The organism is Streptomyces bacillaris, from assembly GCF_003268675.1.
In the GTDB taxonomy this organism is placed as follows: Bacteria; Actinomycetota; Actinomycetes; order Streptomycetales; family Streptomycetaceae; genus Streptomyces; species Streptomyces bacillaris.
The window spans coordinates 5,978,400-5,991,437 of record NZ_CP029378.1; the positions used below are offsets into that span (position 1 = coordinate 5,978,400).

At 72.2% G+C, this 13,038-nt stretch carries 8 protein-coding genes; 5 read left to right on the plus strand and 3 right to left on the minus strand.

Going from position 1 to position 13,038, the window contains the following annotated elements:
* The first annotated feature begins 41 nt into the window (after nt 1-41).
* From pulA to DJ476_RS25985, 3 genes are all read left to right on the plus strand, one after another.
* A complete protein-coding gene (gene pulA / locus DJ476_RS25975) occupies nt 42-5,369 on the plus strand; it encodes a pullulanase-type alpha-1,6-glucosidase (protein WP_112491693.1) in 5,328 nt (1,775 codons plus the stop codon).
* A 212-nt stretch (nt 5,370-5,581) separates the two neighbouring features.
* Nucleotides 5,582-7,924: an ATP-binding protein gene (locus DJ476_RS25980; protein WP_112491694.1), complete on the plus strand. Its 2,343-nt coding sequence runs from the start codon at nt 5,582-5,584 to the stop codon at nt 7,922-7,924.
* A gap of 208 nt (nt 7,925-8,132) precedes the next feature.
* Entirely contained in the window at nt 8,133-8,837 is a 705-nt protein-coding gene (locus tag DJ476_RS25985; RefSeq protein ID WP_112491695.1) for a DUF2470 domain-containing protein, read from the plus strand.
* An 8-nt stretch (nt 8,838-8,845) separates the two neighbouring features.
* Here the strand turns inward: DJ476_RS25985 and DJ476_RS25990 are convergent, their stop codons facing one another.
* Genes DJ476_RS25990 through DJ476_RS26000 form a run of 3 tightly spaced genes read right to left on the minus strand, consistent with a single transcriptional unit; the run spans nt 8,846 to nt 11,604 of the window.
* The gene (locus DJ476_RS25990; protein WP_103416250.1) at nt 8,846-9,580 is read right to left on the minus strand and encodes a TetR/AcrR family transcriptional regulator; all 735 of its coding nucleotides are present in this window, start codon (nt 9,578-9,580) and stop codon (nt 8,846-8,848) included.
* A 35-nt stretch (nt 9,581-9,615) separates the two neighbouring features.
* Nucleotides 9,616-10,695 carry a PDR/VanB family oxidoreductase gene (locus DJ476_RS25995; RefSeq protein ID WP_112491696.1) on the minus strand — a complete coding sequence of 360 codons (1,080 nt, stop codon included), beginning with the start codon at nt 10,693-10,695 and terminating at the stop codon, nt 9,616-9,618.
* Nucleotides 10,696-10,698: 3 nt separating this feature from the next.
* Nucleotides 10,699-11,604 (minus strand): metal-dependent hydrolase, encoded by a 906-nt coding sequence (locus tag DJ476_RS26000; RefSeq protein ID WP_103416248.1) that lies wholly within the window; start codon nt 11,602-11,604, stop codon nt 10,699-10,701.
* A gap of 114 nt (nt 11,605-11,718) precedes the next feature.
* On the opposite strand from DJ476_RS26000, the gene DJ476_RS26005 reads away from it, so the two are divergent.
* Together DJ476_RS26005 and DJ476_RS26010 are read left to right on the plus strand one after the other, a co-directional pair.
* On the plus strand, nt 11,719-12,492 hold the full coding sequence (locus DJ476_RS26005; RefSeq protein WP_103416247.1) for a class I SAM-dependent methyltransferase: 774 nt from the start codon (nt 11,719-11,721) through the stop codon (nt 12,490-12,492).
* 27 nt (nt 12,493-12,519) lie between these two features.
* Nucleotides 12,520-13,017 carry a hypothetical protein gene (locus tag DJ476_RS26010; protein ID WP_112491697.1) on the plus strand — a complete coding sequence of 166 codons (498 nt, stop codon included), beginning with the start codon at nt 12,520-12,522 and terminating at the stop codon, nt 13,015-13,017.
* Nucleotides 13,018-13,038 lie beyond the last annotated feature (21 nt).

Sequence of the window (13,038 nt, forward strand, 5' to 3'; positions counted from 1 at the left end):
CCGCCAACCCTCCTGCACACCAGCCGAGGAGCAACCCTCTCGTGTCCAGAACCACCCTCAGACGAGGGGTGATCGCCGCGCTCTGCGCGGCGCTGCTGCCCGTCGTCCCGGCGGCCACCGCCGCCGCATCGCCCCGACCGCCCGCCCCGCCCTCCGACGCGAAACTGGCGAAGGAGACGGCCCGGCACGACCTCACGCGCGAGCAGTTCTACTTCGTGCTGCCGGACCGGTTCGCCAACGGCTCCACCGCCAACGACCGCGGCGGACTGACGGGTTCGCGCCTGGAGCACGGCTTCGACCCCACCGACAAGGGGTTCTACCAGGGCGGCGACCTCAAGGGCCTGACCCAGAAGCTGGACTACATCAAGGGCCTCGGCACCACCGCCATCTGGATGGCCCCGATCTTCAAGAACCGTCCGGTCCAGGGCACCGGCAAGGACGCCTCGGCGGGCTACCACGGCTACTGGATCACCGACTTCACCCAGGTCGACCCGCACTTCGGCACCAACGCCGATCTGAAGAAGCTGATCGACCAGGCCCACGCCAAGGGCATGAAGGTCTTCTTCGACGTCATCACCAACCACACCGCCGACACCGTCGACTACGCGGAGAAGGCCTACGGCTACAAGCCGAAGGGCGCCTTCCCCTACCTCGACAAGGACGGCCGCCCCTTCGACGACCGCGAGGGCGTCAAGAAGGTCGACCGGGACTCCTTCCCGTACACCCCGGTCCAGGCGCCCGGCGCGGAGAAGAAGGTGCCGTCCTGGCTCAACGACCCGACCATGTACCACAACCGGGGCGACTCGACGTGGGCCGGTGAGTCCAACGAGTACGGCGACTTCTCCGGCCTCGACGACCTGTGGACCGAGCGTCCCGAGGTCGTGAAGGGCATGCAGAAGATCTACGAGAAGTGGGTCCGCGACTTCCGTATCGACGGGTTCCGCATCGACACCGTCAAACACGTCGACCTGGACTTCTGGACCCAGTGGGCCACCGCGCTCGACGCGTACGCGGCCAAGCAGGGCCGGAAGAACTTCTTCATGTTCGGTGAGGTCTACTCCGCCGACCCGGCGATCACCTCGCCGTACGTCACCCGGGGCCGCCTCGACTCGACGCTGGACTTCCCCTTCCAGGAGGCCGCCCGCCAGTTCGCCTCCCAGGGCGCCCCGGCCGACCGGCTCGCCTCCGTGTACGGCCAGGACTACCGCTACACCACGGACAAGGCCAACGCCTACGAGCAGGTCACCTTCCTCGGCAACCACGACATGGGCCGCATCGGGACCTTCCTCAAGCAGGACAACCCGGACGCCGACGACGCGGAGCTGCTGAAGCGGGCCCGCCTCGCCAACGAGCTGATGTTCCTCGGCCGGGGCAACCCGGTGATCTACTACGGCGACGAGCAGGGCTTCACCGGAGCGGGCGGCGACAAGGACTCCCGCCAGACCCTCTTCGCCTCGAAGACCGCCGACTACCTGGACGACGACCAGCTCGGCACCGACCGCACCCACGCCTCGGACGCGTACGACACCACGCACCCCATCTACCGCTCCATCGCGGGCCTTTCGAAGCTCACCAAGGAGCACCCGGCGCTGCGGGACGGCGTCCAGAGCGAGCTGGCCGTCGAAGGAGCGGCAGGGTCCGTGTACGCCACCTCGCGCATCGAGACGAAGCGGCCGTACGAGTACCTCGTCGCCTCCAACAACGCGACCACCCCGAGGACGGTCCGGCTCGACACCGAGTCGGCCGGGATGAACTTCCGTACGCTCTACGGCGGTTCCGGCGCGGTCCGCAGCGGTACGGACCGGAAGGTCACCGTCACCGTGCCCGCGCTCTCCAGCATCGTGCTGCGCGCGGAGAAGCCGGTCGGCGCTCCCGCCGCCAAGCCCGCGATCACCCTGAAGGCCCCGGCCGCCGGTGCCACCGGCACCGTCGAGATCGACGCCGACGTGGACGGCGGGCAGCTCAACCGGGTCGTCTTCGCCGCCCAGGTGGGCAACGGGAAGTGGCAGACGCTCGGTTCGGCCGACCACGCCCCGTACAAGGTCACGCAGTACCTCGACGAGAGCGTCAAGGCCGGAACGCCCCTGCGCTACAAGGCCGTTGTCGTCGACCGCTCGGGCCGCACCTCCAGCGCCCTCGCCGCCACCACCGCCGGGCAGACCCCGCCGAAGCAGAAGCCCGTCGCCGTGGAGCGGGACCGGGCCGTCGTCCACTACCAGCGCCCCGACGGCGACTACGACGGCTGGCAGCTGAAGTCCGGTGAGAAGACGGCCGAGTTCATCGGGCGGAGCGCGTACGGCGCGTTCGCCTGGCTCGACCTGGAGAAGGGCACGGACTCCGTCCCGTACACCGTCGAGAAGAACGGCACGGCGGACGGCCCGCAGCGGACCGTCGACCTCTCGGTCACCGGGCAGGTCTGGATCGAGCAGGGCAAGGACGGGCAGGCGGTCGAAGCCCCCGAGGCCCCGCCGCAGGACACCACGAAGGCGGTCCTCAACTACCACCGCCCCGACGGCGATTACGACGGCTGGGGCATCCACACCTGGACCGGCGCCAAGGAGCCCACCGACTGGGCCAAGCCGCTGATGCCGGTGAAGCGGGACGCCTACGGGGTCACCTTCGAGGTGCCGCTCACCGACGGGGCCACCTCGCTCAGCTACATCCTGCACAAGGGCGACGAGAAGGACCTCCCCAGCGACCAGTCCCTGGACATCGCCACGTACGGCCACGAAGTCTGGCTGATCGGCGGCAAGTCCGGCTATCTGCTCCCGCAGACCGGCGGCGGCGCGGCCCCCGACCTCACCAAGTCCGAGGCCCAGTGGATCGACGCGGACACCGTCGTCTGGAAGGTGAAGGCGACCGACGCCACCAGCCAGCAGCTCGTGTACGCGAAGAAGGGCGGCATCTCCGTCGTCGACGGGGCGCTCTCCGACGAGGGCCAGTGGCTGCGGCTCCGGCAGGGCGAGCTGAGCGACGCGCAGAAGGCCAAGTTCCCGCATCTGAAAGAGTATCCGGCCTTCACCGTCGACCCGCGTGACCGCGACCGCGTCCGTGAGTCCCTGCGCGGCCAGCTCATCGCCACCCAGCGGGCCGCCAATGGCGCCCTCCTCGCCGCGACCGGCGTACAGACGGCCGGAATCCTCGACGACCTGTACGGGAAGCACGCGGCCACCGCCGAACTCGGCCCGGTCTTCCGGAAGTCGGCCCCCACGCTCTCCGTGTGGGCGCCGACCGCCGCGACCGTCGCCCTCGAACTCGACGGCCGTACGCACCCGATGAAGCGCGACGACCGCACCGGCGTCTGGTCCGTCACCGGCAAGAAGGACTGGAAGGGCAAGCCCTACCGGTACGTGGTCACCGTCTGGGCGCCCACTGTCCAGAGGCTCGTCACCAACAAGGTCACCGACCCCTACTCCACCGCCCTGACCGCCGACTCCGCCCGCAGCCTCGTCGTCGACCTCACCGACCCGAAGCTCGCGCCCAGCGGCTGGTCCGGGCTGAAGAAGCCCGCCGCCACCCCGCTGCGGGACGCCCAGATCCAGGAGCTGCACGTCCGGGACTTCTCCATCACGGACCGCACCGCCAAGCACCCCGGTGAGTACCGGGCGTTCACCGACACCCGCTCCAAGGGCATGCAGCACCTGAAGAAGCTCGCGGACGCCGGCACCAACTACGTCCACCTGCTGCCCGTCTTCGACATCGGGACCATCCCCGAGAAGAAGAAGGACCAGACGAAGCCCGCCTGCGACCTGCACGTCTACGCCCCCGACTCCGAGGAGCAGCAGGCCTGTGTGAGCAGGGCCGCCGCCAAGGACGGGTTCAACTGGGGGTACGACCCCTTCCACTACACCGTCCCCGAAGGCTCGTACGCCTCCGACCCCGACGGCACCAAGCGCACGGTCGAGTTCCGGCAGATGGTCCAGGGCCTCAACCAGGCCGGACTGCGCACGGTCATGGACGTCGTCTACAACCACACCGTCGCCTCCGGCCAGGACGACAAGTCGGTCCTCGACCGCATCGTGCCCGGCTACTACCAGCGGCTCCTGGAGGACGGCACCGTCGCCACCTCCACCTGCTGCGCCAACACCGCGCCCGAGAACACCATGATGGGCAAGCTCGTCGTGGACTCGGTCGTCACCTGGGCCAAGGAGTACAAGGTCGACGGCTTCCGCTTCGACCTGATGGGGCACCACCCCAAGGACAACATCCTTCAGGTCCGCAAGGCGCTGGACCGGCTCACGCCCGCCAAGGACGGCGTGGACGGCAAGAAGATCATCCTGTACGGGGAGGGCTGGAACTTCGGGGAGATCGCCGACGACGCCCGCTTCGTCCAGGCCACCCAGAAGAACATGGCCGGCACCGGCATCGCCACCTTCTCCGACCGGGCCCGTGACGCCGTGCGCGGCGGCGGCCCCTTCGACGAGGACCCCGGCGTCCAGGGTTTCGCCTCCGGCCTCTACGCCGACCCCAACTCCTCGCCCGCCAACGGCACCCGCGACGAGCAGAAGGCCCGGCTGCTGCACTACCAGGACCTGATCAAGGTCGGCCTCTCCGGCAACCTGGCCGACTACACCTTCACCGACACCTCCGGCCGTACGGTCAGGGGCTCGGACGTCGACTACAACGGGGCGCCCGCCGGGTACGCGGCCGTCCCCGGTGACGCCCTCGCCTACTCCGACGCCCACGACAACGAGACGCTCTTCGACACCCTCGCCTTCAAGCTCCCGGCGGGGACGAGCGCCGCCGAGCGGGCCAGGGCCCAGGTGGTCGCCATGGCCGCCTCCGTCCTCTCCCAGGGACCCTCGCTCTCCCAGGCGGGCACCGACCTGCTGCGCTCCAAGTCGCTGGACCGCAACTCCTACGACAGCGGCGACTGGTTCAACGCCCTGCACTGGGACTGCCGGGACGGCAACGGCTTCGGCCGGGGCCTGCCGCCCGCCGCCGACAACCAGGACAAGTGGTCGTACGCCAAGCCGCTGCTGACGGCCTCCGCCACGATCGCGCCCGACTGCACCCAGATCGACGGGGCCTCGGCCGCCTACCGCGACCTGCTCACCATCCGCACCACCGAGAAGGAGTTCTCCCTCGCCACCACCGCCCAGGTGCAGTCCGCCCTGTCCTTCCCGCTCTCCGGACCGGCCGAGACCCCCGGCGTGATCACCATGCGCCTGGGCAAGCTCGCCGTGGTCCTCAACGCCACCCCGCAGACCGCGACACAGAAGCTCGCCGCCCCGGCGGGGAAGACGTACGCCCTGCACCCGGTCCAGGCCAAGGGGGCGGATCCTACGGTCAAACGAGCCACATACGACGCGAAATCGGCCAGTTTCACCGTCCCGGGACGTACGGCGGCGGTCTTCGTCCTGCGCTGACTCCCACCGGCACTACGGTGACGGCAGACGTCGGCGAAGGAGCCGCGACAGCCGTCCCGGTCCACCCGGCCGGTCCCGCTTTCCCCGTGGGGGCCTCCTCGTCGAGGCCCCCGTCGAAGGGGAGGCGGGACCGGCCCGGTTCTGCGGCAGGAGCCCCGTCCGGGGCGGTCGGCCCCACCGGCGCCCTCTGCCCCAGCGTGCCGGACGGTGTGATGATGACCCAGGTGGGATTCCTTCCCGACGAGACGAGCAGCTTCGTCGGGAGGCGGGCCGAACTGGCCCGGCTGGAGACCGCGTTGGCCACGCGGCGGATGACCACCCTGATCGGCCCCGGCGGCGTCGGCAAGACCCGGCTCGCCGTCCGGGCCGCCCGCGCCGCCGCCGACCGCTACCCCGACGGCGCCTGGTGGGCCGATCTCTCCCCGCTCTACGACGACGCCCTGCTGCTCCCCACCGTCTCGGACGCGGTCGGGCTCGCCGACCACACCCTGCGGATGCCCGTCGAGGCGCTCTGCGAATGGCTCAGCGACAAGCGCCTCCTGCTCGTCCTCGACTCCGCCGAACACCTCCGCGGTCCCTGCTCCCATCTGCTGGCCGAACTGATCACCACCTCGCCCGGTCTGACCGTCCTGGTCACCAGCAGGCAGCCGCTCGCCACCCGGGGCGAGCACGTCGTCCGCATCCAGCCGCTCCCGGTCGACGGCGCCCCCGACGCGCTCCGGCTCTTCGAGGACCGGCTGCGCGCGGCCGACCCGCACGCGGACCTGGCGGCGCCGGGGGACCGGGCGGCCGCCGCCGACATCTGCCGCCGCCTCGAAGGCATCCCGCTCGCCATCGAACTGGCCGCCGCGGGCATCGGCCGCCACACCGTGGCCCAGCTCGCCACCCGGATCGGCACCCGCTTCGACGCCCCGGTCGACGCCGAGGACCTCACCGCCTCCCGGCTCGACCTCCTCGCCGACGACTCCCTCTGGCCCCGCCGCCACCGCACCCTGCGCACCACGATCGGCTGGAGCCACGAGCTGTGCACCCCGCTGGAACGCCTCCTCTGGGCCCGTCTCACCGTGCTCCGTACGGACTTCGACGAGGAAACCGCCCGCGAGGTCTGCACCGGAGGGCCGCTCACTCCGGACGCGGTGGACCGGGCGCTCCAGGGACTCGTCGCCCAGTCCGTCGTCCAGTGGGACGGCACCCGCTACCGGATGCTCGACACCCTGCGCGAGTACGGCCGCATGTGGCTCACCGAGCTGGTCGAGGAGCGGGCCGCCGCCGACCGGCACGCGAGGAGCTTCCTCGGCCTGGCCCGCCGCGCCCACGACGGCTGGACCGGCCCGGACCAGATCTCCTGGTACCACCGGATCTCCGACACCCATCTGGACCTGTGCGCCGCCCTGGACCACCTGCTCGCCCACGATGTGACGGCGGCCCAGGAGATGGCGGGCCTGGTCGGCTTCTTCTGGGCCTGCTGCGGCCACCTCTCGGAGGCGCGCGGCTACGCCCAGCGGGCCCTGGAGGCGGGCCCGGTGGAGGGCGCGCACCGCACCCGGCTGCAGTGGGTGCTCGGTGTCGCGGCCCTGCTCCAGGGGGACTTCGCGACCGCCGAGAAGTACGGGGCCCTCTGCACGGCCACCGCCCTCTACGACCGCGACGACGACGGCATGCTCGGCGCCACCTACCTCTCGGGCCTCACCCAGCTGATGACGGGCGAACCGGCGGCGGCGCTGGAGGCGGCGGAGCGGGTGTTACGGATGACGGAGCCGGGGCGGGCGGAGGGCGGGGCGGGGGCGCCGGGGGAGCCGGGGGCGTCCGGAGATTCAGGGGAGCCGCGGCCGTACGGGGGGTCCGGCGAGGCCGGAGAACCAGAGCTGTCCGGGGGGCCGGGAGCACCCGGGGCGTCCGGAGAACCGGGGGAGGCAGGGGCGTCACGAGACTCGGGGGCGCCCGGGGCGCAGGGGCAGGACGGGGCGCCCGGGGAGCCGGAGCCGCCCGGAGATCCAGAAGAGCCGCGGGCGTCCGGGATGCCCGGGGAGTCCGCCCACCGGCTGCGCTGCCGCCTCATCACCGTCTTCGCGCTCACCGCCCTCGGCCGGCTCACCGAGTCCCTGCCCGCCGCCACCGCGCTCCGCCGCTCCTGCGAGCGGGGCGGGGAGTACTGGACCCGCTCCTACGCCGACTACCAGCTCGCCCTGATCGCCCTCCTCCAGGGCCGCCCGGAGGACTCCGCCGCCCACGCCCGGGACATGCTCGCGGGGAAGCACCGGCTCCGCGACAGCTTCGGCATCGCGCTGGGCCTGGACATCCTGGCCGCCGCCATCGCCGCCCAGGGCGCGGGGGCCCAGGCCGCCCGGGTGTACGGCACCGGGCACGCGTACTGGCGGATGGTCGGCCACCCCCAGCGCGGCACCCCGGAGCTGGGCGCGGTCCGCGAGACCTGCGAGCTCCAGGCCCGGGCGGCGGTGGGCGACGAGGCGTACCAGCGGGCCTTCGAACGCGGGCAGGCGGACAACGCGGAGGTCGGTCTCGCCGCCGCGCTGCAGAGCGGGCTCCAGCCGTGAGGACTCCGGAGCAAGCGTCAGCCGTGACCGGGGACGGGCGCCCGGAGGAGTGGCGGCGGACACACGGAGGAGTAAGGGCGGACACCCCCGAGGAGTGATGCGGAAGGACGGATTCTGACAGCGGACTACCCCGACGCGCGCAATGTGAGTTAGGTTAGGCATACCTAAGTAGTCGCTTGGGATTCCTGACCGCCTCTGGAGAACTCGGATGCGTCCTTTCAGCGCCCGTGCCACGCAGCCGACCCGCGCCGAGCGCGTCCGGTCGATCCTCGTCGTCGCCCACTCGATGACGGTGGTGAGCGACGGCGTGCACACCGAAGTCCGCCGCCTGGACGGCACGGGGGCGATGGGCCACATCCACCTGCACGCCCCCGCCGAGGGCGGCCACGCCCCGGCCGGTGAGCGGGTCCCGGCCCGCCTGGAGTTCACGGACATCGCCCCCACCCCCGTGCGCGACCGGCTGCGCGCCCGCGTCACGGTGACCGGGCTGCTGGCGTCCCCGTACAGCACGGACACCGAGGCCTCCACCTGCATGGAGTTCGGCCAGGCGGTCCTGGAGGACGCCGAGGGCCGTACGTTCGTCACGCTGGAGGAGCTGGAGCGGGCCGAGACGGACCCGGTCGCCGCGTGCGAGGCGGGCATGCTGACGCACCTGGTCGACGACCACAGCGAGCTGGTGCCCCTGCTGCTGCGCCTCGTCCGCCCCACCCCGGCGCGGGACATGGTCCGGGCCGTGCCGCTCGCCCTGGACCGGTACGGGGTGACCCTGCGCCTGGAGTACCCGCGCAGCCACCGCGACGTACGGCTGCCCTTCCCCAAGCCCGTCACCGACATCGACCAGGCGGGCCCGCAGATCCATGCCCTCCTGGCCGCCGCCCGCCGCGTCTCGCACCGCAACGGGCTGCCCGCCTGAACGTCCCGTCAGTCCGCCTCGCGGGGCAGCCGCTGCTCCGGGACGGCCGGTACGGCGGGGGTGAGCGCCGAGAGCCGGGCCAGCAGGTCCGCGAACGGGCCCTCGGCCGGCTCCTGGGAGAGCGCCCGCAGCACGATGCCCGCCATCTCCTGGTCGTAGGCGGCGCTGACGGCGGCCAGCGCCGCGAAGTCGTGCACGAGCTGCAGCTCCAGCTCCGCGCGCGGGATGCGCCGCCCGTCCAGCCAGATCAGCGCGGTCGACTCGGCCAGCGAGACCCAGGAGCGGACCACCAACTCCAGCCGCGCGGGCGGCTCTTCCACTCCCAGATGGGTGAGGATCTGCTCGTACGCGGCCTGCCGCACCCCGTCGATCAGGGCGTTCGCCGCCGAGGAGCCGGCCGCCGGACCGCCGCGCATCAGCGCGGAGAACCCCGGACCGTGCTCGTCGACGAAGTCGAAGAATCGGCCCATCACCCGCAACAGCCGTGCGCCCAGCGGCCCTTCGAGCGGTTCCAGGAAGCGGCCCGCCAGCTCGTCGGCCGCCCGCCGCAACGCCGCCTCGTACAGGCTCTGTTTGCCCGGGAAGTAGTGGTAGACCAGCGGCCGTGAGATGCCCGCGGCGGCGGCGATCTCGTCGATCGACACATCCTCGGGGGAGCGCCGGCTGAACAAGTCCAGCGCGACGCCGATCAGTTGCTGCCTGCGCTCGTCGACGCCCATCCTGCGCCGTACCCCGGTCGTCATCCGGACAGCCTAACCGGGGCACGCACCGGAGCCTCCTAGAGGTCGAGCACCAGCCGCCCGCCCCGGCAGCGCGAGACGCAGATCAGCATGGAGTCGCCGCGCTCGTCGTCGGTCAGCAGCTCGTCGCGGTGGTCGATCTCGCCCTCCAGGACGCGCTGTTGGCAGGTTCCGCAGAAGCCCTGCTCGCAGGAGTACGCGACATGCGGCAGCTCCTCGCGGACGGCCGCCAGCACCGACTGCCCGGCCGCCACCTGTACGGTCCGCCCGGTGCGGTGCAGCTCCACCTCGAAGGCGCCGGAGTCCGCCGGACGTGCCGTGGCCGCCGCGGAGAACCGCTCCAGATGCAGGGTGCACCCCTCGGGGAGCACGGCGGTGACGGCGTCCATCAGGGGCTCGGGGCCGCAGCAGTAGACGGCCGTGCCCGGGGCGATGCCCGCCAGCACGGCGGCGGCGTCCGGATGCCCCGCCTCGTCCTGCGCGACCACGGTCACCCGCCCGCCCTCGGCACCGAGCTTCTCGATCTCGTCCAGGAACGGCATCGATCCCCGGGACCGGCCCCCGTACACCAGCCGCCAGTCGGCCCCCCGCGCGGCCAGCGCACGCAGCATCGGCAGGATCGGGGTGATCCCGATGCCGCCCGCCACGAAGACGTACGTATCCGCCTCCACCAGCGGGAACCGGTTCCGCGGCCCGCGCACCTCGATCTCCTGGCCCTCCCGGAGCTGCTCGTGCACCTCCCGCGAACCGCCCCGCCCGTCCGCCACCAGCCGGGTCGCCACCGTGTACGTACCCGGGTCGTCCGGATCACCGCAGAGCGAGTACTGCCGCACCAGCCCGGAGGGCAGCACCAGATCCAGATGCGCCCCGGGCTGCCAGCGCGGCAACGCGGGCCCCTCCAGCCGCAGTTGTACGACCCCGTCGGCGACGGCGGTCCGCTCGGTGACGGTCAGCCGCCGAATGGCGGTGGCCCGCCGCCGGGAGTGCCCGGATATCGGCTCGGGCAGCGCGGGCATCGGCCACAGCGGCGACCGGGCGATCCGGCGCCGCAGCGCCCGACGGGTGAGCAGGGCGGCACCGGCGACGACGGCGACGGTACGGAGACGGGGCAGCGCCATGGCTCAGGACGCTCCCGTCGTACGGGACTCGGCGGCCAGCGCCGCGGGCGAGTTGGCCAGGTAGGCGACGGCCTGGGCCGTACTGCCCTCCTGGGAGGGGTGGTAGGAGCGGCTCAGATAGCTGGGGATGGACCGCAGGATCGCCCCTGTGCTGGGCAGCGTCCCCTCCTTCCCGCTGGTGTGGAACGCCTTGAAGGTGGCCTTGCCGTCCAGCAGGCTCGGGTCGTTCTCCATGAAGAACCGGGTCCCGCGCTGCCAGAGGAAGACCAGCGCCGAGAAGGCCGCCGCCCAGGTCCGCACCCGCCTGCGGTAGCCGCCGTCGACATGCATGAACACCTCGAACGCCACCGACCGGTGCTCCACCTCCTCCGCCCCGTGCCAGCGCAGCAGGTCCAGCATGGTCGGATCGGCGCCCTTCCGGTCCAGCGCCTCCGCGTTGAGGATCCAGTCCCCGAGGAACGCCGTGTAGTGCTCGATGGCCGCGATCATCGCCACCCGCTCCATCAGCCACCACTGCGACGGCCGCCCCGGCGGCAGCGTCCGGTCCCCGAGCAGCTTCTCGAAGAACCAGTCGACCTGCGCGGTGTACGGGGTCGGGTCGAGCCCCAACTCCCGCATGTGCGGCAGCACATCGTCGTGCGCCTGCGAGTGCACGGCCTCCTGCCCGATGAACCCGATGACGTCCTCGCGGAGTTGCTCGTCATGGATGAAGGGGAGGACCTGCCGGTACACATGGATGAACCAGCGTTCCCCGGCCGGGAGCAGCAGATGGAGCACGTTGATGGTGTGCGTGGTGAACGGGTCGCCCGGCACCCAGTGCAGGGGGGTCTTCTCCCAGGCGAAGGAGACCTTCCGGGCCTTGAGCGTCGTCCGCTCCGACGCGACCGCCGCTGGCTGCGTGTTAGACATGGTGTCAATGTACTGACGGGTACCTCGGGGGGCCAGAGGCGCGCACGGATTTCCCGCCCCGCGCGGAAGGGGCCGGGCCGTGACGAAGGGGGGACTGACGCCCATCTTGGAGGGATGACGACGCACTCGGCCCGTGCCCGCTCGTTCGACGCGGTCGCCGCCTCCTACGCCGCCAACCGTCCCTCCTACCCGCCCGCCCTGCTCGACGCGATCGAGGAGCTGTCCGGGCGCCCGCTGGCCGGGGCCCGGGTCGCGGACGTCGGGGCCGGGACCGGTATCGCCACCGCCCTGCTGGCCGGGCGGGGTGCCCGGGTGACGGCGGTGGAGCCGGGCGACGGGATGGCCGGGCAGCTCCGCCGGGGGCTGCCGGAGGTGCCCGTGGTCCGGGGCGACGGCAACCGGCTGCCGTTGCGGACCGGTTCGCTGGACCTGATCACGTACGCCCAGTCCTGGCACTGGACCGACCCGGCCCGCGCGGTCCCCGAGGCGCACCGGGTGCTGCGGCCCGGCGGGGCGCTCGCCCTGTGGTGGAACGACGCCGATCCGCGCGTGGGGTGGATCGGGGACCAGAAGCGCCGGGTGCTGGAGGCCTTCGGTACGGAGACGGGCGAGGGGGACGAGGGCGTGGCGGCGTACGACCCCGATGCCCGGCTCCGGGCCGAGCTGCCCGCCGGACCCGACTTCCGTACCCGGCAGGTGGAGTGGGCCCGGGAGGTCCCGCTCGGCGTCCACCTCGCCAACCTCGCCAGCCACTCCGTCTTCCTGGTCGCGGACCGGGCGGTGGCCACGGCCGTCCTGGAGCGCGAGCGGGCGCTGCTGGCCGATGTCTTCCCGGGCGGCAGGGTCCGGGAGGCCTATGTCACGAGCCTCGGCATCGCCCGTACCTGAGACGGGTTTTGGGTGCAGGATGGGCCGATGGCGACAGAACCGGAACGGCGAGTCGGAGTCGGCCCCCGGGCCGCGGGCACCCTCCTGGCAGCGCTGCTGCTCCTGACCGGATGCAGTGCGGGCGGCGTACAGGAAGCGGCCGACGGTGCCGGGAAGGACCATCCCTCGGCACCGCCGACCGCGACGGGAACGCTGGAGCAGCTGGCCGAGAAGGCCGGCTGCGAGCCCAAGGTGCAGACCGACGCCGATGAACTGCGTCAGGCCAACTGCACCACGTCGACCGGGCGTTATGTGCTGACCACCTTCGCCACCGACCGCGGCCAGCGCGAGTGGATCAACGAGGCCAAGGACTACGGCGGCTCGTATCTCGTCGGCCGCCGCTGGGTCGCGGTCGGTGAGGCGAAGGTGGTCGCGGCGCTGCGCGGCCGGCTCGGGGGGACGGTGGAGACCGCCTCGCCGCACCACTCGGGGGAGAGCGGTGATGGGGGGAACGAGGAAGGGCACTCCGGTCACCACGGGAGCTGACCGCGCAGGTTCAGGGGACAG

Bases quoted from the DNA above. Each gene is read 5' to 3' on its own strand.
- DJ476_RS25985 (WP_112491695.1), top strand. From the start codon at position 8,133: ATGCGTCCTTTCAGCGCCCGTGCCACGCAGCCGACCCGCGCCGAGCGC.
- DJ476_RS26010 (WP_112491697.1), top strand. From the start codon at position 12,520: ATGGCGACAGAACCGGAACGGCGAGTCGGAGTCGGCCCCCGGGCCGCG.
- DJ476_RS26005 (WP_103416247.1), top strand. From the start codon at position 11,719: ATGACGACGCACTCGGCCCGTGCCCGCTCGTTCGACGCGGTCGCCGCC.
- DJ476_RS25980 (WP_112491694.1), top strand. From the start codon at position 5,582: ATGATGACCCAGGTGGGATTCCTTCCCGACGAGACGAGCAGCTTCGTC.
- DJ476_RS26000 (WP_103416248.1), bottom strand. From the start codon at position 11,604: ATGTCTAACACGCAGCCAGCGGCGGTCGCGTCGGAGCGGACGACGCTC.
- DJ476_RS25995 (WP_112491696.1), bottom strand. From the start codon at position 10,695: ATGGCGCTGCCCCGTCTCCGTACCGTCGCCGTCGTCGCCGGTGCCGCC.
- DJ476_RS25990 (WP_103416250.1), bottom strand. From the start codon at position 9,580: ATGACGACCGGGGTACGGCGCAGGATGGGCGTCGACGAGCGCAGGCAG.